This is a genomic window from Variovorax sp. MSC1_012 (genome assembly GCF_023667525.1).
GTDB lineage: Bacteria > Pseudomonadota > Gammaproteobacteria > Burkholderiales > Burkholderiaceae_C > Variovorax > Variovorax beijingensis_B.
The window spans coordinates 20,304-46,297 of sequence record NZ_JAMOZJ020000002.1 but is presented as its reverse complement, the minus strand read 5'-3'; the positions used below and the strand labels follow the sequence as shown (position 1 = coordinate 46,297).

General features: G+C 67.9%; 22 protein-coding genes. 13 read left to right on the top strand and 9 right to left on the bottom strand.

Annotated features, from left to right (window positions below; all coding sequences use genetic code 11):
* The first annotated feature begins 222 nt into the window (after window positions 1-222).
* Both L1081_RS25670 and L1081_RS25665 read left to right on the top strand, forming a co-directional pair.
* Window positions 223-591, top strand: a complete 369-nt coding sequence (locus L1081_RS25670; protein ID WP_489417465.1) for a hypothetical protein — start codon at window positions 223-225, stop codon at window positions 589-591.
* A gap of 72 nt (window positions 592-663) precedes the next feature.
* On the top strand, window positions 664-2,328 hold the full coding sequence (locus L1081_RS25665) for an alpha/beta fold hydrolase (RefSeq protein ID WP_489417464.1): 1,665 nt from the start codon (window positions 664-666) through the stop codon (window positions 2,326-2,328).
* A 17-nt stretch (window positions 2,329-2,345) separates the two neighbouring features.
* On the opposite strand, the gene L1081_RS25660 is transcribed toward L1081_RS25665, so the two are convergent.
* The 3 genes from L1081_RS25660 to L1081_RS25650 form a co-directional block, all read right to left on the bottom strand.
* A complete protein-coding gene (locus L1081_RS25660) occupies window positions 2,346-3,908 on the bottom strand; it encodes an AAA family ATPase (RefSeq protein ID WP_489417463.1) in 1,563 nt (520 codons plus the stop codon).
* Window positions 3,909-3,972: 64 nt separating this feature from the next.
* Window positions 3,973-4,815: a universal stress protein gene (locus tag L1081_RS25655; RefSeq protein WP_489417462.1), complete on the bottom strand. Its 843-nt coding sequence runs from the start codon at window positions 4,813-4,815 to the stop codon at window positions 3,973-3,975.
* 40 nt (window positions 4,816-4,855) lie between these two features.
* Window positions 4,856-5,071: a hypothetical protein gene (locus L1081_RS25650; protein WP_489417461.1), complete on the bottom strand. Its 216-nt coding sequence runs from the start codon at window positions 5,069-5,071 to the stop codon at window positions 4,856-4,858.
* Window positions 5,072-5,207: 136 nt separating this feature from the next.
* On the opposite strand from L1081_RS25650, the gene L1081_RS25645 reads away from it, so the two are divergent.
* From L1081_RS25645 to L1081_RS25635, 3 genes are all read left to right on the top strand, one after another.
* On the top strand, window positions 5,208-6,476 hold the full coding sequence (locus L1081_RS25645; protein ID WP_489417460.1) for a DUF4010 domain-containing protein: 1,269 nt from the start codon (window positions 5,208-5,210) through the stop codon (window positions 6,474-6,476).
* 98 nt (window positions 6,477-6,574) lie between these two features.
* A complete protein-coding gene (locus tag L1081_RS25640; RefSeq protein ID WP_489417459.1) occupies window positions 6,575-7,021 on the top strand; it encodes a host attachment protein in 447 nt (148 codons plus the stop codon).
* Window positions 7,021-7,854: a universal stress protein gene (locus L1081_RS25635; protein WP_489417458.1), complete on the top strand. Its 834-nt coding sequence runs from the start codon at window positions 7,021-7,023 to the stop codon at window positions 7,852-7,854. The genes L1081_RS25640 and L1081_RS25635 overlap by 1 nt, the downstream gene beginning before the upstream one ends.
* A gap of 396 nt (window positions 7,855-8,250) precedes the next feature.
* Here the strand turns inward: L1081_RS25635 and L1081_RS25630 are convergent, their stop codons facing one another.
* On the bottom strand, window positions 8,251-9,642 hold the full coding sequence (locus tag L1081_RS25630) for a phenylacetate--CoA ligase family protein (protein ID WP_489417457.1): 1,392 nt from the start codon (window positions 9,640-9,642) through the stop codon (window positions 8,251-8,253).
* 258 nt (window positions 9,643-9,900) lie between these two features.
* Here L1081_RS25630 and L1081_RS25625 point away from each other — a divergent pair, with 258 nt between their 5' ends.
* Window positions 9,901-10,323 (top strand): Hsp20 family protein, encoded by a 423-nt coding sequence (locus L1081_RS25625; RefSeq protein ID WP_489417456.1) that lies wholly within the window; start codon window positions 9,901-9,903, stop codon window positions 10,321-10,323.
* 57 nt (window positions 10,324-10,380) lie between these two features.
* Here L1081_RS25625 and L1081_RS25620 read toward each other — a convergent pair whose 3' ends face one another.
* The 3 genes from L1081_RS25620 to L1081_RS25610 are packed head-to-tail and all read right to left on the bottom strand — an operon-like array spanning window position 10,381 to window position 14,705.
* On the bottom strand, window positions 10,381-11,583 hold the full coding sequence (locus tag L1081_RS25620; RefSeq protein ID WP_489417455.1) for an efflux RND transporter periplasmic adaptor subunit: 1,203 nt from the start codon (window positions 11,581-11,583) through the stop codon (window positions 10,381-10,383).
* Window positions 11,584-11,588: 5 nt separating this feature from the next.
* Window positions 11,589-13,979 carry an FtsX-like permease family protein gene (locus L1081_RS25615; protein ID WP_489417454.1) on the bottom strand — a complete coding sequence of 797 codons (2,391 nt, stop codon included), beginning with the start codon at window positions 13,977-13,979 and terminating at the stop codon, window positions 11,589-11,591.
* A 6-nt stretch (window positions 13,980-13,985) separates the two neighbouring features.
* Window positions 13,986-14,705: an ATP-binding cassette domain-containing protein gene (locus L1081_RS25610; RefSeq protein WP_489417453.1), complete on the bottom strand. Its 720-nt coding sequence runs from the start codon at window positions 14,703-14,705 to the stop codon at window positions 13,986-13,988.
* A gap of 210 nt (window positions 14,706-14,915) precedes the next feature.
* Here L1081_RS25610 and L1081_RS25605 point away from each other — a divergent pair, with 210 nt between their 5' ends.
* The 4 genes from L1081_RS25605 (at window position 14,916) to ubiM (ending at window position 18,010) form a co-directional block, all read left to right on the top strand.
* Entirely contained in the window at window positions 14,916-15,494 is a 579-nt protein-coding gene (locus L1081_RS25605) for a Rossmann-fold NAD(P)-binding domain-containing protein (RefSeq protein WP_489417452.1), read from the top strand.
* 118 nt (window positions 15,495-15,612) lie between these two features.
* The gene (locus L1081_RS25600; protein WP_489417451.1) at window positions 15,613-16,083 is read left to right on the top strand and encodes an OsmC family protein; all 471 of its coding nucleotides are present in this window, start codon (window positions 15,613-15,615) and stop codon (window positions 16,081-16,083) included.
* 30 nt (window positions 16,084-16,113) lie between these two features.
* Window positions 16,114-16,758, top strand: coding sequence for a hemerythrin domain-containing protein (locus L1081_RS25595; RefSeq protein WP_489417450.1), 645 nt, complete (start codon window positions 16,114-16,116; stop codon window positions 16,756-16,758).
* 34 nt (window positions 16,759-16,792) lie between these two features.
* Window positions 16,793-18,010, top strand: coding sequence for a 5-demethoxyubiquinol-8 5-hydroxylase UbiM (ubiM, locus tag L1081_RS25590; protein WP_489417449.1), 1,218 nt, complete (start codon window positions 16,793-16,795; stop codon window positions 18,008-18,010).
* Here the strand turns inward: ubiM and L1081_RS25585 are convergent.
* Window positions 17,967-18,410: a bacteriohemerythrin gene (locus tag L1081_RS25585; RefSeq protein WP_489417448.1), complete on the bottom strand. Its 444-nt coding sequence runs from the start codon at window positions 18,408-18,410 to the stop codon at window positions 17,967-17,969. The genes ubiM and L1081_RS25585 overlap by 44 nt on opposite strands.
* Window positions 18,411-18,445: 35 nt before the next feature.
* Window positions 18,446-19,057: a YitT family protein gene (locus L1081_RS25580; RefSeq protein WP_489417447.1), complete on the bottom strand. Its 612-nt coding sequence runs from the start codon at window positions 19,055-19,057 to the stop codon at window positions 18,446-18,448.
* A 221-nt stretch (window positions 19,058-19,278) separates the two neighbouring features.
* On the opposite strand from L1081_RS25580, the gene L1081_RS25575 reads away from it, so the two are divergent.
* From L1081_RS25575 to L1081_RS25565, 3 genes are read left to right on the top strand one after another with little or no spacing between them, the layout of a single operon-like run.
* The gene (locus tag L1081_RS25575; RefSeq protein ID WP_489417446.1) at window positions 19,279-20,523 is read left to right on the top strand and encodes an MFS transporter; all 1,245 of its coding nucleotides are present in this window, start codon (window positions 19,279-19,281) and stop codon (window positions 20,521-20,523) included.
* Entirely contained in the window at window positions 20,520-22,172 is a 1,653-nt protein-coding gene (locus tag L1081_RS25570; RefSeq protein ID WP_489417445.1) for an MFS transporter, read from the top strand. Before L1081_RS25575 ends, L1081_RS25570 begins: the two co-directional genes overlap by 4 nt.
* 33 nt (window positions 22,173-22,205) lie before the next feature.
* On the top strand, window positions 22,206-25,994 hold the full coding sequence (locus L1081_RS25565; RefSeq protein ID WP_489417444.1) for a nitrate reductase subunit alpha: 3,789 nt from the start codon (window positions 22,206-22,208) through the stop codon (window positions 25,992-25,994).

Here is a 25,994-nt window from a genome sequence, read left to right as displayed (position 1 = left end):
GCCAACCCGGCATCTGGCTCGATCGGCATGGTTCCGGCTTGATTCAGCGCAAGGCGTCAGCTGCATGCGATCACTACATTCGAGCAGATCGGCGGCACCCGGCGTGCACTGTTCGGGTAGTTGCCTAGTCCGGGCGAGGCGGCCGGAAGCCACTCGACGGGCGCCCGAACAAGTGTCGTCACGATGCACCCGACAGCGAACGCCATCCTATAGAGGCCCGTCATGTACAACTTCACCGTCGTCGATCCATCTTCCATCGGCGGCACCGATATCTGCGCCTGCGATGAAGATCCTTGTGAGACGGCGGTGGCCGAGCCCGCCAGCGCAGCGCACAGCATGCGGCTTCATATCGCCGAAGCGCCACTCAGCTGGGAAGTGACGATCGAGTTCGAAGACTTGCCGGCCGAGTCCTTCGAAGTCGAACTGGCCGGAAACAATGCCTACATCCTTCTGCGCGACGTCGCACCCGTCGCGCTGACGTTCCCGCATCCGATCGACGCAGCGGCCTCGATCGGTGAATGCGGCGATGGCATCCTGCGGTTGTCGCTCGGAAAAGAGCTTCCGCGGACACTCGGGCCGGTGATTCCGTGAAGCCGGAGCCGCCGCCTTTGCCCGCCTCGTCAACGGCTCGGGCCGGCCAGGGAAATCGCCGAGGAGTCCCTCATGAATGAAGCGCCCGATGAGCTGGACAGGACTCTGCATGCCCTCTGGGCGCGCTGGGTCGGAGGCATGTCGCCCGCCGCGCAGATGCTTGCCTGGTCGGACTGGGCCATCCATCTCGCGACGCAACCCGCGCGCGCAACAAGGGTCGCCATGGGCGCGGTCGTTGTCCAGGCGCCCGAGCCGACGCATGACCCGCGCCTGTCGGAAGAAGAATGGGACTCGTGGCCCTTCAGCCTGTACCGGCAAGCCCATGAGGCAACCATCCATCGCATGCACACGGTCCTTCATGGAGTGCCTGGCGTCGACCGCCACCATGAGCAACTGGTGGCCTTCATGGCGCGGCAATGGCTGGAACTGCTGTCACCCGCCAATTCGGCGCTGACCAATCCGCAGGTCCTGCGGAAGATCGCGGCCACCGGCGGCAGCAGCCTGGTGACCGGGGCTCTCCACTGGATCGAGGATGCCGGCCGCGCGGTCTCCGGTCTTCCGCCGGCCGAGGCCGGCGCATTCAGGCCCGGGCATGAAGTCGCGGTCACGCCGGGAAAGGTCATCCTGCGCAATGAACTGATCGAACTTATCCAGTACGCCCCGGCCACGCCGACAGTGCATGCCGAGCCGGTCCTGATCGTCAGCGCCTGGATCATGAAGTACTACGTGCTCGACCTCTCGCCGCACAACTCGCTGATCCGCTATCTCGTGGCGAAGGGGCACACGGTCTTCGCCGTGTCCTGGAAGAACCCGGAGGCGGCGGATGCAGCGCTCGGCATGGCCGAGTACTTGCGCCTGGGCGTCATGGCGAGCCTCGACGCAGTCGAAGCCGTGCTGCCTCAACGCCGGATCCACGCCGTGGGCTATTGTCTCGGCGGGACCCTCATGGCCATCGCCGCGGCGGCCATGGCGCGGGACAGCGACGACCGGCTCGCCACGCTCACCCTGCTGGCCGCGCAAGCGGACTTCACTGAGCCCGGAGAACTGGGCCTTTTCATCGACGAAAGCCAGCTGGCGTTTCTGGAAGACATCATGTCGCGCCAAGGCTATCTGAGTGCGCAGCAGATGGCGGCCGCTTTCCAGGTGCTGCGCCCCGGCGACCTGGTCTGGGCGCCGATGGTGCGCAGCTATCTGCTGGGCGAACGCGTGCCGGTGACCGACCTGATGGCTTGGAACGCGGACGGCACGCGCATGCCGTACCGCATGCACGCCGACTATCTCCGGGGCCTGTTCCTCGACAACGCCCTGGCGGCGGGCCGCTACCACGTGGAAGGCCGGCCTGTCTCGCTCGGCGATATCGATGTGCCGGTGTTCGCGCTCGGCACCCGTACCGACCACGTCGCCCCATGGCGCTCGGTGTACAAGATCAGTCTGCTGTGCGACACGGAGATCACCTTCGTGCTGACGGAAGGCGGCCACAATGCCGGCATCCTGAGCGAACCGGGGCACCCGCACCGCAGCCACCGATTGCTGAAGCGCCCGAAAGACGCCCCCTACGGGGCACCGGATGAATTTCTCGATCATGCGCAGGAGATATCGGGTTCCTGGTGGCCCTGTTTCGCGCAATGGCTCGCCGGGCATTCGGGACCGAAGCGCCGGCCGCCGGGCCTGGGCTCGCCAAAGCGCGGCTACCCGCCGATCAGCGACGCACCGGGTGCCTACGTCCTCGGGCGCTGAGTCCCCCGGGGCTGGTACTACCCAGGGCCGCCCTCCGCGCCGCGCCACCGCGCATCGATCGAAGCCATGTCGACGGTACTGTCGGTGCGCACCTCGATGGCCAGCGCGCGCTCGCGGGCGTCCAGCGGCTCGTGATTCGCCAGTTGCCGATCGAGCACCTCGGGATTCGCCTCGGAGGCGTCGGCTTCAGAGGCACTGCGTTGAAGGACGCGGTGCCGCAGCACTTCATCGCTCGCGCGGCAATCGAGTATCGAATACGGCACGCCCAGGTCGGCCGCGAGCAGTTCGAAGCTCCGGCGCTCTGCGGTGCGAAGGAACGCCGCATCCACGATGACAGGGTAGCCCGCGAGCAAGGCGGAGCGCGCGCAGTGCCGCAGCCGATCGAAGGTCTCGCGCGTCGCTTCCGGTGTGTAGATCTCGAAGCCCTGCTCCGCTGACCGCGCCAGCGGCCCGAGGCCGAAAAGGCGCTTGCGCTCCACGTCGGAGCGGATGCGAATCGCTCCCGCAAGCTGCAGCAGCTGGGAGGCGATATGCGACTTGCCCGAACCGGAGAAGCCGTGGGCAATCATCAGGCGAGCGCCTCCGCCGGGTCCTTGCATCAGTTGGCGCGCGCAGGCGGAGTAGTCCGTGCGGCCGCCGGTGCCACCCGCCGCTTCGCTCGTTGGGCCGAGGCCGCAGGCAAGGGCCCGCACCAGCGCGCGGTAGACCTCATAGAACGCCAACACCGGCAGGCCTTCGTAGTCGCCGTTGTGCTGCAGCCATGCATCCAGAAAGCGAAATGCCAGGCCGCGCCGGCCTCGCGCCTTCAGGTCCATCGTGAGAAAAGCGACATCGCTCATCACGTCGATCCAGCGCAGCGCCGGGTCGAATTCGATGCAATCGAAGGCAGCCAGCTCGGCGTCGATGCAAACGATGTTCCCGGCATGCAAGTCGCCGTGGCACTCCCGGATTGCGCCGCCGTGCTGGCGTGCGATCCAGGCCGCGTTCAGGTCTCGCGCCTTTTCGGCGATCCATCGTTGCACCGGCTCGAGCTGATGGTGCTCCCCAAGCGCGCGCAGCTGGTCGACGACCCGGGTTGCCGCCAGAACGATCTGGCCCGGCTCGCCGAAAAGGCCGGGCCTCGCGCGGTCGGCGCTGGCGTGCGATGCCGCCAGGCGCCGCGCGAAGCGGTCGAGCAGCGCCGGATCGAGGCCACCTGCTGCCAGCAGGCTGCGAAGCACCGCCGACTCGGGAAAGCGGCGCATGCAGACCAGGTGATCGATCGGTGCGCTTCCCTCGTCGCCTTCGTCACTCCCGATCCGCGGCGCTTGGGCCGTGCCGTACACCGGCACCACGCTCAGGTACAGCGACGGGGCAAAGCGCCGGTTGAGCCTCAGCTCCTCGTTGCAGAAGTGCTCGCGCGCCGCGACATCGGAAAAGTCGACGAAGGGAAGATGCACTGGTTTTTTGAGCTTGTACGCCAGCACCGGCGTCAGCAGCACCCAGGAGATGTGTGTTTCGACCAACTCGATCTCGCTGCCCGCTATCTGCCGCAGCTGTTCGCGCAGCGCCGTGACGAGCGTCGTGTCGATGGGTTCCATATTGGCTTCTCATGGCGTGCCCGCCGTCTTTCGGCAACGCGCCGGCAGCCCAAGCGGAGCGCGATCAGTGTGCCATCAAGACCGGCACGGTCATCTGCGTGAGAATTCGCCGCGTCGCACCGCCGAGGATCAGCTCACGCAGCCGCGAATGGCCGTAGCCGCCCATCACGAGCAGGTCGGCGCCAAGGTCCGAGACACGCGACAGCAGTGCATCGGCAACATCGATGTCCGTGACATTCCGCTCGAATGCCGCCTGGACGCCGTGCCGCGAAAGAAACCGGAGCATGTCGGCGGCGGATGGCTGACGGTCGTCGTCTTTCTCCTTCGGATGCCGGAAGGAAGCGATCGTTACGGAAGATGCGCACCGCAGTGCCGGCAAGGCGGCATGAAGAGCTACGGCCGACTCCCGCGAGCTGTTCCAGGCGACCACGGCATTCTTTGCGACGCCTTCGAAATGCCCGGCAGAGGGCACGATCAACACGGGCTGACCCACTTCCATCAGCACACGCCCCACGAGGCCGTGCACCGCAATGTCCCTCGCGTTCAGGGCGTCGTCCTGCCCCAGCACGACGAGATCGCTTGCGCGGCCGTGTTGCACCACGGCATCGACCGTCACCCCGTCGACCAGACGAACCTCGTACGAAACGGTGCCCGTCGCCGCGATGCTCTTCCTGAACTCCCGGCTGATGGTTTCGGCGCGCCGGCGCAGGTAGTCAGCCGACTCCGCGATGAAGTCGGTCATGCCCGTGGCGATGGCATCGGCCGGAATCACGCCGTCGTACAACCCCGTGGGCAGAAGCCCGACAAGATGGCCCTGATGCGCTCTGGCCCATGCGGCCGCGAGCGCTGCACGCGCAGGACTGCGGCTCGAATGATCGAGATGGACGAGGATGGTCTTGAAGTTCATGAGACGGTTTCCCGGTGTGTGGTACGCCACGCCTGCAGGTCTAGCCGTCGAGCGGCACGCCGCCGCCGAAGCGGCAGGCCCACTGGTCGCAAAGCTCCTTCTGCATGGCGCCCACGGCACGCTGCCAGGCTGCGAGCATCTCCCACTGCCCGCGCTGCGCATGCAGCATACTTTCGGCAACGGCCTTCTGCCAGTCCGCCACGGAACCGAGATAGCCGTCGTGGAGGAACGGGGTTTGAAAAGAAGTGCTGGGCATGGTGGATCTCCAAATGGAGGAGCATGCGAGTCCCGGCGAACGGAAACATTGACGAAGATCAAGCGGGGCACCTGCCATCCGTCGGCTGCGACGCTCAGGGCCTTGACGGCGCTGCGCGTCGAACGACACTGGACGAATGACCAATACCGCGCCGCCGGACGCCATCCTCGGTCTTGCCGTGGCGCTGGGCATCGGCTTGCTCGTCGGCATCGAGCGCGAGCGCCGCAAGGGAGTGGGTGATCATCGCGCAGAGGCGGGGTTGCGCACCTTCGCCATCGCTGCAGTGGCCGGCGCCGTGGCACAGCTTGTTCAGGCACCTGGCCTCGTACTCATCGGGGCGGGGCTGGTTGCATTGCTCGCGGCGCTGTCGCACTGGAAGAGCCGCTCGAACGATCCGGGCATAACCACCGAACTGGCGCTGTTCGCAACCTATTCGATCGGCGTGCTGTCGATCTCTTCGCCTGCGCTTGCGGCAGCATGCGGGACCGGGCTGGCCTTGCTGCTGGCTTCGCGAAGCCGCCTGCATCGGTTCGCAACGCAGCTTCTGAGCGAGCAGGAGCTGCACGACGGGGTTCTGCTGGCCGCACTCGCGCTTGTGGTGCTTCCGCTGATTCCCTCCGTTCCCATCGAGGTGCTCGGCGGCATCGATCCCCGGCCGCTCGCCGCGCTGGTGCTGCTGATCATGGCGATCCAGGCCGCGGGCCAGACCGCGATACGGTGGCTTGGCGTGCGAGCCGGAATTCTGGGTTCCGGCTTCCTGTCGGGTTTCGTCTCGAGCACGGCCACGGTCGCGTCGTTCGGCAGCCGGGCGCGCCGGCAGCCCGGCGAGACGCCGCTGCTCGCGAGCGGCGCCTCCCTGTCCGCTGTCGCCACCTGGCTGCAGGCGCTGATGATGAGCGCCGCGCTGTCTCCCAAGGCCGCACTCGCGCTGCTGCCCGCAGCCGCTGCGGGCGCGGCAGCTGCGGCAATCCTTGGGCTTCTGCCCGTTCTTTTCCGCAACACGGCCATGCCGGCCGAGACACCGATGCCCGGCCGAAGCGCCCTTCGTCCGCGCGAAGCGGTTTTCATCGGCCTGGCACTGGCGCTTGCCGCGCTGCTGGTCGGTACGGCGCAGCAGCACTTCGGCGATACCGGTCTGCGCGTCGGCGTCGCACTCGCCGCGCTGCTGGACGCTCACGCACCCGTGGTCACACTGGCGTCGCTGCATTCGTCGGGAACGCTGACGACGGCGCATTTCGTTCAAGGCGCTCTGATCGCCATCGCGGCGAACACGGTCACGCGCTGCGCAGTTGCCGTTGGTGCCGGTGGAGTAGCCTACGGGCTTCGCCTGGCGTCGAACCTGATTGCCAGCTTCGCAATCGCTGCCGGCACCGCTTACGGGCGCCAGGTCTACCTCGCGGGTTGATTTGAAACAGGAGGCTGGCCTGAGCCGGATTTGATCGAGCGCAATCCCTGGTGCGGCTCGCCGATCTACGCTTGATCATCGCTTTCTACGAGACTGCCATGAAACCCCAATGGATCGTTGTGACCAATGCCGCGCTGGCGCGCGTCTTCAGCCGCAAATCTGCGCTCGAGCCGCTGGTGCCAGTCGAGACCCTCACCCACTCGGAAAGCCGCCTCCGCGCCGGTGTGTTGGCGGCCGGCCGTGCAGGTCGCCAGGCCGCCGACAACAGCCATGGCGTCAACCAGTTCGAGCCGCGCAGCGATGCGCACCGGAAAGAGCACCGGCGCTTCGCCAAGGAACTCGCGCGGCGTCTGGACGAGGCGCTGGCCGCAGGCAAGTTCGGCTCGCTCATGATCTTTTCATCCAACCCCTTCATCGGCGAACTCAGCGCCCAACTGAGCAATGCGGTGAGCGAGCGGATCGAGGCCCTGCTCGACCGCGACCTTTCCCACGTGGGGATTGCCGAGCTCGAGCGGCGCATTGCCGTGCCCTCGGGCGGAAAGTAATGACGCTCGATTCGATACTTGTCCATCTGGACGGCACCGCCCGCGCAGAGACACGGTTGCGGATCGCTCACCGGCTCGCACAGGCCCACGAGTCCGCGGTGACGGCGCTCTTCGCGGTCACCCCTCCGGTGCTGCCGGTGCTGGCCTTGCCCGGCGGACTGCCGGCGATGCCTGTGCGAGGCCGTGTCGACCCGGATCATCGGGCACGCGCCCTCGCGATGTTCGAACGCGCCTTGCAAGGCAGCGCGGTCCGCAGCGACTGGCAGGAGCTTCGCGGCGAGCCGGTCGCCGATACCTTTGTGCGCCGCGCCCTGACCGCGGACCTCATGGTGCTCGGGCAGCGCGATCCGTTCGATGCCACCGGCTTCGATGTGCCCGGCGACTTCGTCGAGGCGGCGCTGCTCGGCAGTGGCAAGCCGGCGCTGATCGTGCCCTTCGCCGGCGAGTCATCGGTAGAGTTCGAGACGGTGCTGGTCGCGTGGCGCTTCACCCGCGAGGCAGCGAATGCACTGGCCACCGCCGCGTCTGTCCTGCGAAAGGCGGAACACGTGCACCTCGTCTGTGCCGCCGAAGAAAGCGCGGGCGACCAGGCTCGCGGAGCGGCAGCCGTTCGGAACTACCTCCTGGCGCACGGCATCAAGCGCGTCCAGGAACATCGCAGCCTCGACGGCCGGTATCCGGGCAAGGCCCTGCTGTCGCTCGCCGGCGGCGTCGGCGCCGATCTGGTCGTCATGGGCTGCTATGGCCACAGCCGGGCCAGGGAACTGGTGCTCGGCGGTGTTACGCGCACCGTGCTCGAATCGGCCACCCTGCCTGTCTGGATGGCTCACTGAGCCCCTCCGCGTCGGCGAGGGCGAACAGGTCCCGCAGCTTCGCGTTGTATCGCGCAGTCAAGGGATTCCTCATCGAGACCTGCGGTTTGTTGAAGGATCCATGTGAGCCGGACTTGCGCTGGATCAAGCCGCGCGCCGACGTCTGGCACTACATTGAACGCACCGACGGATCAAAGGCGAATGCCGGAAATCCAACGGTGGCAGTGAGGGTTCCCCTTCGGGGGAGTTCATGGTGTCGCTCCGACACCGTGGGGATGAAGGCAACCTCAGACTGCCCGGGCCGAAGGGCCCTGGCGGGGACCTTCACCAAGCCCGCCATCCGCGAGGATGGCGGGCTTCTTTTTTTCCGCGGGACTTCGGCCGCGGGCCGTCGCATTCGCCCTCGCGGCCGGCCGGTCATCGCAGCGAGGAGACCACGCGCTTGGTCTTGCCGCTGCGCCCGCAGCAGCTGCTCTCGCCGGAACGGCACTGAATGCGCACATCGCCTGCGCCCTGCGCCGCCAGGAAATCCCGGAGTATCCGACCCGCCCGGTTCAGCGCCGCTTGCGTATCGGCACCGCTTCGGCCGGTTTGCAGCAGCAACTCGCCGGGGCCCTGCTGCACCAGCTGGAAATCGAACAGGCCGGCCTCCTCTTCGAGCACGGTGCTCACCGCCAGTGGAACGATCTTCACCGGCGGCGCACCGCGGACGCCTCGAAAGACGAGCGTGTCGTCGTCGCGCCCCTCGACCTCGATCGCCGGAAGCCGCGAACCGCATGCACAGCGCGACGCCAGCAGCGTGACGCGGTCGCCCAGGTCGTAGCGGATCAGTGGCTGCACGTGGTTGGCCAGGTTGGTCAACAGCGTCGTCGTGCCGGCGCGGCCCGGTGGCACGGCCACGCCGTGCGCATCGACCGGCTCGAGAATCGCCCAGTCGCTGTTCAGATGCAGCACGCCGAGGCTGCATTCGAAGGCCAGCGACAGGAACTCCGAGGCGCCGTAGCTGTTGGCGACCGGACACTCGAACGCCTCTCGGACGAAGGCGCGCCTCGCGCAGGAAAAGCCTTCGCCGCCGGTCCAGATCTCTTGCAGCGAGACCGTCAACCGACCGGCGCGGCGCTCCTGCCCCAGCAGCACGGCCGCGCTCGGATAGGTGGCGAGCACCGTCGGGCGGAACGCGTTCAGTTGCGCGACCAGCGCGTCGATCGGCTGCAGGAAGGAGAAGCTGCGCAGACGGTCCGCCAAACCGGGCTGCAGCCGCCGCAGACGCTCAACGGACACCGTGCTTGCGAAATGGCCGCCGGTCGCGCCCACGAACGCGATGCGCTCGGCCAGTCCCCACGGATCCAGCCACCGCTGCAGCGGCCGAAGTACCGGTCGGCGCAAGGCCTCGAGGGCGTCGTACACCGCCATGGCCGCCGCATCCTGAACGAAGATGCCCGGCTCGCCGGTGCTGCCCGAACTCTCCCAGATCGTGTATCGGCCGAGGTAGGGCTCGGCGATCTTTGTGCGATCTGCAACGAAGCCGCGCAAGCTGCCCAAGTCGAGCGCCGGATCGGCCACCCAGGAGTCGAAGTTCCGCATCAACTCCCTCTTCTGCGCAACAGGCAGCGCTTCCAGCCTGGTGCTCGCCGGATCGCGGCCGGCGAACACGCGCCGGTACTGGGCCGATCCCGCGGCGGCGGCCGAGAAGAGAGATGCCAGCCGGCTGGCGCGGCGGTTCCGAAGCGCTTCGTCGGAAGCACCTGCGGCCAGGGACACGTCCGCTGCGGCAGCGCACGCCTGCCACGGATCAAAGACGGGCAGCATGGGGGGAGTTTCCGGGGTGGGCGAGGCGCATGGCGGTTCCTTGGAGCAGCGAGCTTGCGCGCATGGTGCGCTCGTGTGTTGACGTGCATCAATTTTCCCGACGCCGCTCGCGGTGCACCGTGGCATCGGGCCCGCTGCGCGCGCAATTGATGCAGCGCAAGAACGGCGGCGTTCGACTGCCTAGAGTGAATGCTCGCGCTGCTGCCCGCTCGCGGGCGGGTCCGGTGCGAAATCCAACCAACCTTGTGGAGCAAACCGATGAACGCACTGACTCGCCTTGACCGGCTCGAAAACCTGTTTCCCGACATGCTGCGCCGCTGGGCGCGGCCGCTGCAGCTGATCGACGACGTCGAACTGCCCGCCGACATCCGTGTCGACGTGAACGAGAGCGACAAGGAATACCTTGTCACGGCCGAGATCCCCGGCGCGAAGAAGGAGGACGTCCGCGTTTCGATCGACGGCAACTATGTGTCGATCTCCGCCGAGATCAAGAAGGACCAGGAGAAGAAGCATGGCCGCGCCCTAGTCACCGAGACCTATCGGGGCAGCGTGTCGCGTGGCTTCTCTCTGTCCAGCGAGGTCGACGAGAAGACCGCGGTGGCCAAGCTGGAGGACGGCGTGCTGCGCCTGACGCTGCCCAAGCGGGAAGGCACCGGCCGCAGCACCCTCGAGATCCAGTAGAGCGCGCCGCCGGACGCCGGCCGTGTCGCCGGCGTCCGGCCCGTTGCAGGTGAAGCCTCAACGCACCGCGCGCACCTTGACGCGCATGCCGTCGCGCAGCGTCGCGGGCGGGTAGACAATCACCTCGGCACCCTCGCCAATACCGCCGCGCACCCACGCCTCGCTGCCGTTGCGCCCACCGAACTCGATCGGCGCAAGCTGCGCTCTTCCGCCCTTCACCACGAACACGGCCATGCCGCCGCGGGGCTGCGGAAAGACCGCGCTCACCGGCACCCGCAGGACCGACGAGCGCGACAGCGTCACGATGCGCACGCCCACCCGGTAGCCGTCGCCCAGCGCCCGCCACAACTCGGGCGGCCCGGCCAGGTCGATCAGGACATTCACGCGCTGCTCCTCGATGCCCAGCGCCGACACCTTGGTGAACGCGGCCGGCTCGACGCCGCGCACGCGGCCCTCCAGCACACTCTCGCCGCCCCAGCGCTCGACCCGCACCGGCGCCCCGGGTCGCGTTTGCAGCGCATCGGTGGTCAGCAGCTCGGCCACGATCTCCAGCCGCCCGGTGTCGCCGATGTCAATCAGGGGTGCGCCGAGCATCACCGTCGTCTCGCTGGTCTGCGCCACGCGCAGAACGCGGCCGCTGACCGGGGAGCGCAGGGCAAAGCTTCCCTCGCTGGAACCGGGTGTGCGGATCGCGATCAAGGCGGCGCGCGCGGTGTCGCGCTCGTGCCCCGCCACCTGGCGCGACTGCACGGCCGCTTCAAGGTCCATCTGCGCGGCCTGCAGCGCCAGCCGGTCGGCATCGACCTTGGCCGGGGAGATGAAATTCTGCTGCGCAAGCTGCTCGCCACGGCGAAGCTCGATGCGCGCCTGCTCCACGGCGACACGCGAGCGCTGCACGCCCGCTTCGGCGCGCCGCACCGCCGCATCGGCGGCCTCGGCGCGTGCGGACTGCTCGCGCCGCGCCCGCTCGTCGAGCATGGGCGAGAGCGCCGGCGTGATGGTGGCGACCACGGCGCCGGCTTCGACCGCGTCTCCCTCGCGCAGCGCGATGCGGGCCAGCCGGCCCGCCAGCGGCGCGCTCAGGGCATAGCGGTCGCGCAGGCGCGTCCTGCCGTCCTCGAGGACGGCCTGTTCGTACGGCCCCATGGCGGCGCGTGCCACCTCCACGGCCAAGGGCCTTGGCGCAAAGGCCCAGAGCAGCGCGGCGGAGACCGCCACACCCACCGAGATCGATATCCACAAGGTTTTCTTTGAGATCACAGGGTTCACTCTCTCGTTTTCAGGGCCGAGACCATGTCGATGCGATCGATGCGGCGGCGCACGATCAGCGCGCTGGCCGCGGCGGCCAGCACCACGGCCAACCCGGCCAGGGCGTAGGTCCGCGCACGGATCACCACGGGAAACAGAAACTGGTCGGACTTCAGCAGCATGGCAATCAGGTGGACCAGGGCGTCACCTGCCAGCATGCCCAGCGGCAACGCGATGGCGATGCCGATCGCCATTTCCCCCAGCAGCAGGCCCGAGACTTCCGCGCGCGTGAAGCCGAGCACACGCAGGCTCGCCAGCTCCCAGGCACGCTCGGCCAGTGCGATGCGCGCGTTGTTGTAGACCACGCCCACGGCGATCACCGCGGCGAACAGCGTGAGCACCGTGCTCATGATCAGGATGTTGCGCGCTGTCACTTCCTGCATGTTGCGCAGCATCGTCGCCTTGCTGAACGCCCCGGCGGCGCGCGGCAGCCCCTGGACGGCCTGCAGCAGCCGCGCCTCGCTGCCCTGCTCCAGCGCGAGCAGGAAGCCGGTGGCGATGTCGCCCTCGCCCAGCGCGCGGTTCAGGGCCTCGCGGTTCATGTAGGCGTTCAGCCCCATCATCTCGCGCACGGTGCCGTCCACCCGCGCCTCGAAGGCGCGCCGGCGGCCCTCGTGGACCTCCACGCGCACCACGTCGCCCACGCGCAGCTCCAGCTTCTCGGCCAGCCGGTCGGTCAGCAGCAGGCCTTCGCCGTGCGGCATCGATTGCCGGCCGCTCGCGTCCATGATGCGCAGCAGTTCGCTGTGCATCGCGCCGCCCCGGATCTGCATGCGCTTGCGCAGATGGCCGTTCACCAGCGTCACCTGCACGTCGCGCAGCGACTCGTGCGCGAGCACACCGGGCAGGCGCCCCAGCTGCAGCGCCACGGCGTTGTCCGTCGGCTCCACGAGCCAGACGGAGACATTGCTGCGCATCGACAGGGTGAAGGTGCTGTCGACGATCACGTCGATGGCGTCGCGGAAGAAGTTGCCCATCACCACGATCGCCACGGCCGCCGCGACGCCGCCTATCGACAGGCCCGTGCGCACCGGGCGGCGCTCCATGTTGCGCAGAATCATGCGCAGGGCCGGACTGAGCCGCGCGATACCCAGGCGCTCGGCCAGCGTACGGCGGTAGCGGCCCGGCGCAGGCGGCCGCATAGCCTCGGCCGGTGTCAGCCGGACAGTGGCGGCAATGGCCGAAAGTGTGCCCAGCAGCGCAGTTGCCAATGTCACGCCGGCCGCCAGCAGCACGAGCCGCGGATCCATGCGGTGCTCGAAGTCCGCAAAGTGAAAGACCTCGGCGTAGAGGCCGACCAGGCGCGCGCCCAGCCAATCCCCCAGCGCAACGCCCAGGGCCAACCCCAGCGCGACGATCACGAGCACCAGGCTCAGGAAGTGGGCGGCGATCGTGCTGTTCGAATAACCCAGCGCCTTCAGCGCGGCGATCTGCTCGCGCTGCGTGGCGACAAGCCGCGCCACCACCACGTTCAGCAGGAACGCCGCCACGCCGAGAAAAATGGACGGCAGCATGATGCCGAGCACCCGCTGCTCCTTGATCTCGTTGTCGAGCATGGCGTGGGACACCTGCTCTTCGCGCGTACGCGGCGAAGCGCCGCCGAAGCGCGCCAGTGGCTGGGCCAGCGCGTCGGCCACCTCCGCGTCGGAAACGCGCCGCGCCCCCGCCGGCGCGAGCCGCACCGCGAGCGTGTTGAACGCGCCTTCCATGTCGTAGGCGCCGGCCAGCACCTCCTGGTCGACCCAGATGATGCCGAATCCGCGCTGGTCCGGCATGCCCCACAGGCCCGCGAACACGAACTCCGGCGACACTGCGGTGCCGACGATGCGAAGCTGCCGTTGCCGGCCGTTGAGCAGCGCGCCGAAGGTGTCGCCGGGCTTCAGGCCGCGCGCCTGGGCAAAGCCCAGCGACACCAGCGCATCGATGGCATCGAGTCCGCCCCCCCGCACGGCGGCCCCCTCGAACAGTCCACGCCCGGTCACGATGCTCACCTGGTTCAGGCGCGGCGGCACGGTGCGATCGATGCCGATCAGCTGGCCGAGCACCGGGTCATTGCTCGCGGGCAGCTGGATGCGCACGACGTGTTCGATGGTCGGCTGGACCTCGGCCACGCCCGCCACGCTGCGCAGCTGTTCGACGAGCGCAAGCGGCGCGCGCTTGACCGTGATGAAGACGTCCGCAAAACGCCCTTGCGCGTAGAAGACGTCGCGCGCGGCGGCCAGGGAATCGACGGCGGACAGGCTCGTGAGAAAGCCGCCCGCGCCGCTGGCCACCACCAGCGCGATCGTGAGCACCTGGCTCCACATCGTGCGCAAATCGCGCAGCAGCTTGCGGTCGAGTGCTCTCATGGCGCGCTACCAGGACAGTTCCGCCGGCGCAAGCCGATGCGCATTGCGCTCGATCTTCAGAACCCGGCCGTCGCCTAGCGAGATCACCCGATCGGCCATCCCCGCGATCGAGGCGTTGTGCGTGATCACCAGCGTGGTGGTGCCGAGCTCGCGGTTGACCCGGGCGATCACGTCGAGCACCAGCTTGCCGGTCGCATAGTCGAGCGCGCCCGTGGGTTCGTCGCACAGGAGCACCCGGGGCCGCTTGACGATGGCCCTGGCGATCGCCACGCGCTGCTGCTCGCCGCCCGAAAGCTGGGACGGAAAATGGTCGCGCCGCGCCGACAATCCGACGCGGTCCAGCGCGTCGTCAATCGGCATCGGATCGGTCGCGATGTCCGTGACCAGTGCCACGTTCTCGTAGGCCGTGAGGCTGGGAATCAGGTTGTAGAACTGGAATACGAAGCCCACATGCTCGCGCCGGTAGCGCGTGAGCGCCTTGTCGCCGGCAGCGATCAGGTCCTGTCCGAAGTAGTTCAGGCTGCCGGTGCTGGCCACCTCGAGGCCCCCCAGGATATTGAGCAGCGTCGATTTGCCGCTGCCGGAGGGTCCGAGGAGGACCACGAACTCGCCGGCCGTGATGTCGAGATCGACATCACGCAGCGCGACGACGTCGACATCGCCGGCGTGATAGATCTTTCCAAGGCCGCGGGCCCGGAAGACGGGGAGCGTTGAATCGGGGGACATGCGCCGATCCTCGGGCGTGATGCGCTCTCGCGTTCTGATCTTCGTCAACTCCGGGCACACCCGGATCGGAGCATGACGGGTGCCCGGAACCGAAGAGATTGGCGCCGGCGTAACCCGCGCGTGAATGCAGTGTGTCATTCACTCCAGTCGTGGCGAGGAGTTGACGGGCATCAAGGATCGCGGCGCCGCCGCCGATAGCCTGCGGGGGTCATGCAATCGACCCTGAGCCCCTCGGACAGTTCCGGCCTCCGCGCCGGCGGCGAGTTCCTGGCCGGCGATTTTTCGGCCATCCACGAACTCGCCTGTCGGCTGAAGGCGGCATCGCTCGCGGGCCGCACTGGCGACAGGCCGCTGGCCGGCAAGAACATCGCCTTGCTGCGCCTGCATCCGCCCGAAGCGGAAATGTCGGCGCTGCATCGCGCCGCGCTGGATCTGGGGGCGCGGGTGGCGCACGTGCGGCTCGGTCTCCCGATCGCCCCGGGCGGCACGCAGTTCCGGCACCTATCGCAGATGCTGGGTCGGCTGTATGACGCGATCGATTGCTCCTCCTTGACGCCTGCCGAAATGCAGCAGCTCGAGGAGCATGCGGGCGTACCGGTCTATGACGATCTCGAAGGCACCGATCATCCCGCATGGGCGGTGGCGAATCTGATGACGCTGTGCGAACACGGCTGCACGGCCGACCAGCAGGCTCGGACCGCCTGTCTCGGCGAGCATGCCGCCGAGCGCCTGCAGAACCATCGCTTCGCGTTGCAGGCCATCCTGCTCGCCACGATCGCCGGCCCCTGAGCCCGGTGCGTTCCTTGACCCGACCCTTGCGCCACGTCAAGCCCGCGCGGCGGCGCTGGCCCCACACTGGCATCGCCATGAAGACACCGAGAACCATTGAATTCACCGGCCCGGTGCAGTGCACGCTGCGCCGTCGATGATGGACGAATCGACCGCCCTCACGCTCGCCTGGCGCGAAGCGTACCGGTTCGCCGTCGATTTCGGGCCGCCCGGCAGCGCCGCGCTCCTGACCGACGTGAAGCCGCCGCTCGGAACCGGCGCCGGCCCTGATTCGGAGCAGCTGCTGGTGGCGGCGGTGGCCAACTGCCTGTCGTCGAGCCTGCAGTTCTCGCTGCGGAAATTCAGGAACGATGCGGTCCCCATGCGAACGCAGGCCGACGCCACGCTGGCGCGCAATCCCCAGGGCCGCCTGCGCGTGGCGGGCATCCAGGTCGCCATCCACCTGGGCGTGACGGCATCCACGCTCAGGCAGCTCGATCGGGCGCTGGCCCAGTTCGAGGACTTCTGCGTCGTCACGCAAAGCGTGCGCGCCGCCATTCCGGTCGAGGTGCACGTGCTCGACGGCAGCGGCGCCCTGCTGACAGCCTGACGAGAGCGAACCCAGTTGCGGGAGTGCACCATGACCTACGACAGCCTGAACATCATCCGCCATGAGCACCGCGCCCTCTCGGCCATGCTGCGCTCGATCAAGCTGCTCCTGCACGAGCACCGGCGCCATGGCACCCTGCCCGACTTCGACGCGCTGCAAGCCATGCTGTTCTACGTCGACGAATTCCCGGAGAAGCTGCACCATCCCAAGGAGAGTCGGCTGCTCTTTCCGAAGCTGCGCGGACGCAGCGCCCAAACCGACGCGGTGCTCGACCAGCTCGACCGCGACCACGCGCACGGCGAGTGCGCTATCCGCGAACTCGAACACGCGCTGCTGGGATTCCGCACGATGAGCGGGACCGTCCAGTGCGAGATGCGGCGCGACAAGTTCGAACAGCTGATGCGGCACTACGCCGACTTCTACCTGGCCCACATGCGCGTCGAGGAAACGCAGATCCTGCCGCTCGCCGAGTCGGTGCTCGACGCCGGCGAATGGGCCGAACTCGACGCCGCCTTCCTCATGAATCGGGATCCCCTCGCGGGCCACGAAGCCGACGAAGCCTACAAGCCGCTGTTCCGCACCATCGTCGGCGCGCTGCAGGACCGTGGCAACGTCGGCTCGGTGCTCGAGGCCTTCGCCGGTGCCGCGCTGCCGGTGTACCCGCCGCATCGCTGAGCCCTCACCGCTTTCTCACCTCCACAGGAAACTCATGCAAGATCGTGACGCACTCATCGTCGGTGCAGGACCCGCCGGGCTGGCCCTGGGCATTGCTCTGGCCGATGCCGGCTTCACCGCCACCGTGCTGGACGCGCAGCCGCGCGAAGCGCTGGCCGCCCCGGCCGAGGACGGACGGGACATCGCGCTGACCCACGCCAGCGTGGCCACCTTGCGCGCCCTGGGCCTGTGGCAGCGCCTCCTGCCCGAGGAGATCGGATGCATCCGCGAAGCACGCGTCATCGACGGCGACCGGCAGGACTGCGCGCTGAGTTTCTCGCCGCGCGGCCGCGGCACCGAGGTCCTGGGCTGGATCGTGCCGAACTATGCGCTGCGCCGCGCCAGCTTTGCAGCCGCCATGGAACGCCCCGGGCTGCAGCTGCTCGATCGTGCGCAGGTGCTTCGCGTCGCCGCCGGGCCCGGCCAGGTGCAGCTGACTGTCGAGACCTCCCCGGGCACGCCGCAGCAGCTGCAGGGCCGCCTGTTCGTCGCCGCCGACAGCCGCTTCTCCTGGTCGCGCAAGCAGCTCGGCATTGCCGCCGACATGCACGATTTCGGCCGCGTCATGATCGTGTGCCGGATGCAGCACGAGCTGCCGCATCACGACGTGGCCTACGAGTGCTTCGGCTACGAGCGCACGCTCGCGGTGCTGCCCGCCGTGGGGAATGTCTCGTCGGTCGTGGTGACCGCCGACGCCGCGGCCGCCGAGCAGCTGCTGCAATTGTCCGAAAGCGAATTCGCAATGCTCGTCGAGCGCCAGTTCCGCAGCCGCCTGGGCCGGATGCAGCTGATCGGAAAGCGCTTCCCCTACCCCCTGGTTGCCGCCTATGCCCGGCGCTTCGTGGGCCAGCGCAGCGCGCTGGTCGGCGATGCCGCCGTTGGCATGCACCCGGTCACGGCGCACGGCTACAACCTCGGCCTGCAGAGCATTGCCTCGCTCGTCCATGCGCTCTGCGAAGCCCGCGCGGCCCAGCGGGACATCGGCGACGCCGCGGTGCTGGCGGGCTACGAGCGCGCGCACCGCCGGGACTCGGCGCCGGTCTACCACGGCACGAATGCGGTCGCGAGACTCTATGCCAGCACCGGCACACCGCAGCGCCTCGTGCGGCAGCTGCTGCTTCGCGGCGCGCAGCATCTGCCGCCGCTGAAGGCGGCGATCACCGCGCGGCTCACGGGCCGGGGCGGGCTGCGATTGCCGGGCGCGGCGGTCTAGCGCTGGCGCGCGAAGCGCGCGGCCTGCGCAGATGACGCGCCAGCGACGCGTCCATCGTCCGGCCATGCGCTTCATGCCAGTCCCGCAACTGGCGCGCCATCTCCCGCAGCTGCGCAAGCCGCCCCTCGGCGGCATGCACCGCGCCTGCGCGCATCACCTCCAGCACCACGCGGTGCTGGCCCTCGTGATCCTTGCGCGCAGAGAAACCGGACGCGCGCATCCAGATGTCCTCGCATGCGAAGAGCTCGGCGGCATAGCCGAGCAGGTCGCGCCAGGCCGCCGGCAACGCAGCGTTGCCGGCCTCGTCTACCCGCGCCAGGCGCCTGGCGAATTGCTCGCGGGCCCGCTCCATCAACGGCAGGCCCAGCGGCATTGCATCGGATCGGTCCAGCACAGCCATGCAATCTCCTCTGTAGATAGCGCCCGGCCGCCAGGCTAGCGGGGGCCGGCGGCGGGGTCCTTGATCTCGCTCAACAACGATGGCGCACCTGGCCGGTGGTTCCACATCAGAACCAGGTTCACCATCACCGCCGAAACGATCGAGTAGCCGACACGGCTCGGCTCCACGAGCGCGAGCGCCGATGCCACGATCACGGCATCGCACGCCATCTGCACGGTGCCCGTGCTCCAGCCGTAGCGCCGCTGCAGGAACAGCGCCAGCACGCCGAATCCGCCGAGGCTGGCACCATGGCGAAACAGGATGAGCAGACCGACGCCGATCAGCAGGCCGCCGGCGATCGCCGCGAACAGCGGGTGTGCCGAGTGCACGCTGAGCACCCGTCCTATCACCTCGACGCTCAGCGACAGACCGGCAACGACGAGGATCGTCTTCCATGCAAACCGCAGGCCGAAAGCATGCCCGCCGAATGCGATGAAGGGCAGGTTCACGACGAGCAGGGTCCACCCCAGAGACCAGCCCGACGCATAGTTCAGCACGAAGGCCAGGCCGGGGAGACCGCCCGTCAACAGGCCGGCGCTGCGGAGCATGGCCAGCCCCAGGCCGACCAGCAGCACGGCCGTCGCGAAGCCTTGCGCGTCGTCCAGCACGGGGTGTGGCCGCAGGGGCCGGGCTGGCGGGTCTTGAGCCATGGTCCAGTGTGTCCTTGTGCATGCGCTTCCGCTTGATGTGGATCAAGCCCTCGAACAATCCCGCTTCTAAGCTTCGGTAGCCCTACAGGAGCCCCATCGTGCCGCAGAGCGCAACCGCACCGAAACAAGAACTCTCATCGCCATCTGCCACTCGAGCCGTACCCGCGAAAGCCTGGCGCGTGCTGGCAGTGAGCACGCTGGCATTCACCGTCTGCTTCATGGTCTGGATGATGTTCGGCGTGATCGGCATCCCGATCCGCAAGGCGCTCAACCTCAACGCGACCGAGTTCGGCCTGCTCACGGCCATGCCGGTTCTCACGGGCTCGCTGGTGCGCGTGCCGCTGGGCATCTGGACCGACCGCTTCGGCGGCCGCATCGTCATGACGCTGCTCATGGCCGCCACCGTGCCCGCCATCTGGCTGATGTCCTACGCCACGCAGTACTGGCACTTCATCGTGCTGGGCATGTTCGTCGGACTCGCGGGAGGCTCGTTCTCGGTCGGCACGCCGTATGTGGCGCGCTGGTTTCCACGCAGCCGGCAAGGCTTTGCGATGGGCATCTACGGCGCCGGCAACTCGGGCGCGGCCGTCAACAAGTTCGTGGCGCCGGCCATCGTGGTGGCCTTCGGCTGGGCCGTGGTGCCGCAGGTCTACGCGGCGATCATGCTCGGCGCCACGGTGCTGTTCTGGATGCTGAGCGCCAGCGACCCCGCGCACCTGGCGGGCAGGAGCGCCGGCTTTGCCGACCAGCTCAGGACGCTGAAGGACCCGCGGGTGCTGCGCTACTGCCAGTACTACAGCATCGTGTTCGGCGGCTATGTCGCCATCTCGCTGTGGATGGTGCAGTACTACGTCGGCGAATACGGCCTGGACATCCGCGTCGCCGCGCTGCTGGCCGCCTGCTTCTCGCTGCCGGGCGGCGTGCTGCGCGCCGCCGGCGGCTGGCTGTCCGACAGGTTCGGCGCGCACAGCGTCACCTGGTGGGTGATGTGGGTGTGCTGGATCTGCCTGTTCCTGCTGAGCTATCCGCAGACCGATCTCACGCTCCTCACGGTGAACGGCCCGCGCACCTTCCACATCGGCCTGAACGTCTACAGCTTCACCGCGCTGATGTTCGTGCTCGGCATTGCGATGGCTTTCGGCAAGGCCAGCGTCTTCAAGTACATCAGCGACGACTACCCCAAGAACATCGGCGCCATCAGCGGCGTCGTGGGGCTTGCCGGTGGCCTGGGCGGCTTCGTGCTGCCCGTGATGTTCGGCGCGCTGATGGACCTCACCGGCATCCGGTCGAGCGCCTTCATGCTGATGTACGGCGTCGTGTGGGTCTCCCTCATCTGGATGTACTGGACCGAAGTGCGCGCCACCCAGGTCATGGGTGGCAAGCGCGCACGGCCCTCGAACCTCAACCTGGAACCCGAATCATGAGCACCCGCACCATCGCCGTTCCCCCGGGAACAACCGGCGGCAGCGCCGACATCGCCGACTGGCGCCCCGAGGACGAGCAGTTCTGGGAAAGCACCGGCCGGCACGTCGCATGGCGCAACCTGTGGCTGTCGGTACCCGCCCTGCTGTGCGCCTTCGCGGTGTGGGGCATGTGGGGAATCATCACCGTGCAGATGAACAACCTGGGCTTTCCGTTCACCCAGGCCGAGCTGTTCACGCTCACCGCCATCGCGGGCCTGGCCGGCGCCACCATGCGCATTCCAGCGGCGTTCCTGATCCGCCTGGCGGGCGGGCGCAACACCATCTTCCTGACCACGGCGATGCTGCTGGCGCCGGCCATCGGCACCGGCATCGCGCTGCAGCACAAGGAGTGGCCGCTGTGGGTGTTCCAGCTCATGGCGCTGTGGTCGGGCGTGGGCGGCGGCAACTTCGCCAGCTCGATGTCCAACATCAGCACCTTCTTTCCCAAGCGCCTGCAAGGCACCGCGCTGGGCCTGAACGCGGGCATCGGCAACTTCGGCGTCACCACCATGCAGATCGTCATCCCGCTGGTGATGACCGTGGGCCTGCTGGGCAGCATCGGCGGCGAGCCGATGACGCTGCTCAAGGACAGCGGCTGGATCATGGGCAAGATCACCGCCGGCACGCCCACCTGGATCCAGAACGCGGGCTTCGCCTGGGTGCTGTCGCTGGTGCCGCTGTCGATCCTGTGCTGGTTCGGCATGAACAACCTGCGCACCGTCTCCCCCGATACCGGCGGCGTGATCCAGGCCTTCCTGAAGATCACCTGGCTGTACACGCTGTCGTTCGCCCCGGCGATCGCGGGCCTGTACCTGTACCTGCCGGCGCCCACGGGCCTGGGCCTGCTCAACATGTGGGTGGCCATGCCGCTGATCATCGTGGTCACGCTGTTCACCATGAAGCTCGCGGCGTTCGGCACGATGAAGGAGAACATCGCCAAGCAGTTCGAGATCTTCCGCGACAAGCACACCTGGTCGATGACGGCGCTGTACATCGTGACCTTCGGTTCCTTCATCGGCTTCTCGATGGCGCTGCCGCTGTCGATCGCGGTGATCTTCGGCATCAGCCACGTGCCCGACGCGGCCGGCGTGCTGCAGCACACGCTGAAGAACCCGAACGCGCCTTCGGCCTTCACCTACGCGTGGATCGGCCCCTTCGTGGGCGCGCTGATCCGCCCGGTGGGCGGCTGGATCTCGGACAAGGTGGGCGGCTCGATCGTCACGCAGGTGATCTCCGCGGTGATGGTGGTGGCCTCGGCCGCCGTGGGCTACGTGATGCTGCTGGCCTACAGCTCGCCCCAGCCGGAGCAGTATTTCCTGCCCTTCATGCTGCTGTTCGTGCTGCTGTTCGCGGCCAGCGGCATCGGCAACGGCTCCACCTTCCGCACCATCGGCGTGATCTTCGACCGCGCCAGGGCCGGCCCGGTGCTGGGCTGGACCTCCGCCATCGCCGCCTACGGCGCATTCATCGCGCCCGTGGTCATCGGCGCCCAGATCAAGGCCGGCACGCCGCAGTACGCGATGTACGGCTTTGCCGTGTTCTACGCGCTGTGCCTCGTTCTCAACTGGTGGTTCTACCTGCGCCGCGGCGCCTATGTGAAGAACCCCTGAGCCAGCCAATCGAACCCATACGAAAGACAAACGATGAGCCACTTTCTCGACCGCCTGACCTACTTCGCCCAGCCGCGCGAATCCTTCGCCGAGGGCCATGGCCAGGTCACCGGCGAAGACCGCACCTGGGAGGACGCCTACCGCACGCGCTGGGCGCACGACAAGATCGTGCGCAGCACGCACGGCGTGAACTGCACGGGCTCCTGCTCGTGGAAGATCTACGTCAAGGGCGGCATCGTCACGTGGGAAACCCAGCAGACCGACTATCCGCGCACCCGCTGGGACATGCCCAACCACGAGCCGCGCGGCTGCGCCCGCGGCGCCAGCTACAGCTGGTACCTGTACAGCGCCAACCGCGTCAAGTACCCGATGATCCGCGGCACGCTGCTCAAGGCGTGGCGCGAAGCGCGCAAGACACTCGCGCCCGTCGAGGCCTGGGCCTCCATCGTGCAGGACGAGGCCACGCGCCGCAGCTACCAGAGCGTGCGCGGCCTCGGCGGCTTCGCCCGCTCGGGCTGGGACGAGGTCAACGAGATCATCGCCGCCAGCAACATCCACACCATCCGCCGCTACGGACCGGACCGCATCATCGGCTTCTCGCCGATTCCCGCCATGTCGATGGTGAGCTACGCCGCGGGCAGCCGCTACCTGAGCCTGATCGGCGGCGTGTGCATGAGCTTCTACGACTGGTACTGCGACCTGCCGCCGGCCAGCCCGCAGGTGTGGGGCGAGCAGACCGACGTGCCGGAATCGGCCGACTGGTACAACTCCAGCTACATCATTGCCTGGGGTTCCAACGTGCCGCAGACGCGCACGCCGGACGCGCACTTTTTCACCGAGGTCCGCTACAAGGGCGCCAAGACGGTCGCCATCACGCCCGACTACTCCGAAGTCGCCAAGCTGTCGGACCTGTGGATGCATCCCAAGCAGGGCACCGATGCCGCGGTCGCCATGGCCATGGGCCATGTGGTCCTCAAGGAGTTCTACTTCGACAAGCGCACCGCGTACTTCGACGACTACGCGCGCCGCTACACCGACCTGCCGATGCTGGTGATGCTCAAGGCGCACACCCTGCCCTCGGGCGAAGAGGTCATGGTGCCCGACCGCTACGTGCGGGCCTCGGACTTCGACGACCGGCTCGGACAGCCGAACAACCCCGAATGGAAGACCGTCGCGCTGGCCGAGGACGGCCGCGTGGTGGTGCCGCAGGGCGCCATCGGCTTTCGCTGGGGCGCGGATGGCCGGGCCGATGCCGGGCAATGGAACCTCGAGGCCAAGGAAGCGGAGCGCGGCGGCGACGTGAAGCTCACGCTGTCGCTGCTCGACCAGCCAGGCGCCGCGGTGCAGACGGCTCGCATCGGGTTTCCCTACTTCGGCGGCATCGAGAGCGAGCACTTTCCGAACAACACGCAGACCGATGTGCTGGTACGCACGGTACCGGTCCAGCGTATAGCGCTCGGCGCCGAAGGCCAGGCCGCGCTGGTCGCCACGGTGTTCGACCTGCAGGCCGCCAACTACGGCGTGGCGCGCGGCCTGCCGGGCGAGATGGCCGCTGCCAGCTACGACGACGACACGCCCTACACGCCGGCATGGCAGGAAAAGATCACCGGCGTGCCGCGCGACCAGGTCATCACCGTGGCGCGCGAGTTCGCGGCCAACGCCGAGAAGACGCACGGCAAGTCGATGGTGATCATCGGCGCGGCCATGAACCACTGGTACCACAGCGACATGAACTACCGCGGCGTCATCAACATCCTGATGATGTGCGGCTGCATCGGCCAGAGCGGCGGCGGCTGGGCCCATTACGTGGGCCAGGAAAAGCTGCGCCCGCAGACCGGCTGGACCCCGCTGGCCTTCGCGCTCGACTGGATCCGCCCGCCGCGGCAGATGAACTCGACGAGCTTCTTCTACGCCCACACCGACCAGTGGCGCTACGAGAAGCTCGGCATGGAGGAAGTGCTGTCTCCGCTGGCCGACAAGGCCGCGTTCGCCGGCACGATGATCGACTACAACGTGCGCGCCGAGCGCATGGGCTGGCTGCCGTCGGCGCCGCAGCTGCAGACCAATCCGCTGCAGGTGGCGCGCGACGCGCAGGCCGCCGGCATCGACGGCGCCGCGTACACGGCGAAGGCGCTGAAGGACGGCACGCTGCGCATGAGCTGCGAGGACCCCGACCACCCGTCGAACTGGCCGCGCAACATGTTCGTGTGGCGCTCCAACATCCTGGGCTCCTCGGGCAAGGGGCACGAGTACTTCCTCAAGCACCTCTTGGGCACCACGCACGGCGTGCAGGGCAAGGACCTCGGGCCCGACGACGCCAAGCCGACCGAAGTGGTCTGGCACGACAAGGCGCCCGAAGGCAAGCTCGACCTGCTGGTGACGCTCGACTTCCGCATGAGCACCACCTGCCTCTACTCGGACATCGTGCTGCCGACCGCCACCTGGTACGAGAAGAACGACCTCAACACCAGCGACATGCACCCCTTCATCCACCCGCTGTCAACCGCGGTCGATCCGGCCTGGCAGGCGCGCAGCGACTGGGAGATCTACAAGGGCTTCGCGCGCACCTTCAGCGCCCTGTGCCCGGGCCATCTCGGCGTGGAAAAGGAAGTGGTGCTCACGCCGCTGATGCACGACTCGCCCGCCGAGCTGGCCCAGCCCTTCGGCGTGGCCGACTGGAAGCGCGGCGAGTGCGAACTCATTCCCGGCAAGACCGCGCCGCAGATCGCGGTCGTGGAGCGCGACTATCCCAACCTCTACAAGCGCTTCACCGCCCTGGGCCCGCTGCTCAAGAAGATCGGCAACGGCGGCAAGGGCATCGGCTGGAACACGGAAGTCGAGGTGGACGAACTCGGCAACCTGAACGGCCGCGTCACCGACCCCGGCGCCACCGAGGGCATGCCGAGCATCGACACCGACATCGATGCCTGCGAGGTCGTACTGCAGCTGGCGCCCGAAACCAACGGCCACGTGGCCGTGAAGGCGTGGAAGGCCCTCGGCAAGCAGACCGGGCGCGACCACACGCACCTGGCGATCTACCGCGAGGACGAGAAGATCCGCTTCCGCGACATCCAGGCGCAGCCGCGCAAGATCATCTCCTCGCCCACCTGGAGCGGCATCGAGAGCGAGAAGGTCTCCTACAACGCGGGCTACACCAACGTCCACGAGCTGATCCCATGGCGCACCCTGACCGGCCGCCAGCAGTTCTACCTGGACCATCCGTGGATGCGGGCGTTCGGCGAAAGCCTGGCGGTCTACCGCCCCCCGGTCGACCTGAAGACCACCAAGGACATCCACAACATCCGCAGCAACGGCAACAAGGAGATCCAGCTCAACTTCATCACGCCGCACCAGAAGTGGGGCATTCACTCCACCTACACCGACAACCTGCTGATGCTCACGCTCAACCGCGGCGGGCCGGTGGTGTGGCTGTCGGAAGACGACGCCAGGAGCGCCGGCATCGTCGACAACGACTGGGTCGAGCTGTTCAACATCAACGGCGCCATTGCGGCGCGCGCGGTGGTGAGCCAGCGCGTCAATCCGGGCATGGTGATGATGTACCACGCGCAGGAGAAGATCATCAACACGCCGGGCTCCGAGATCACCGGCACGCGCGGCGGCATCCACAACTCGGTGACCCGCATCGTGCTGAAGCCCACGCACATGATCGGCGGCTACGCGCAGCTGAGCTACGGCTTCAACTACTACGGAACCATCGGCACCAACCGCGACGAGTTCGTGGTGGTGCGCAAGATGAACAAGGTCGACTGGCTCGACACGCCCGCGGACGTCGCCACCGTGCCCGCCGCGACCGCGGCCTGA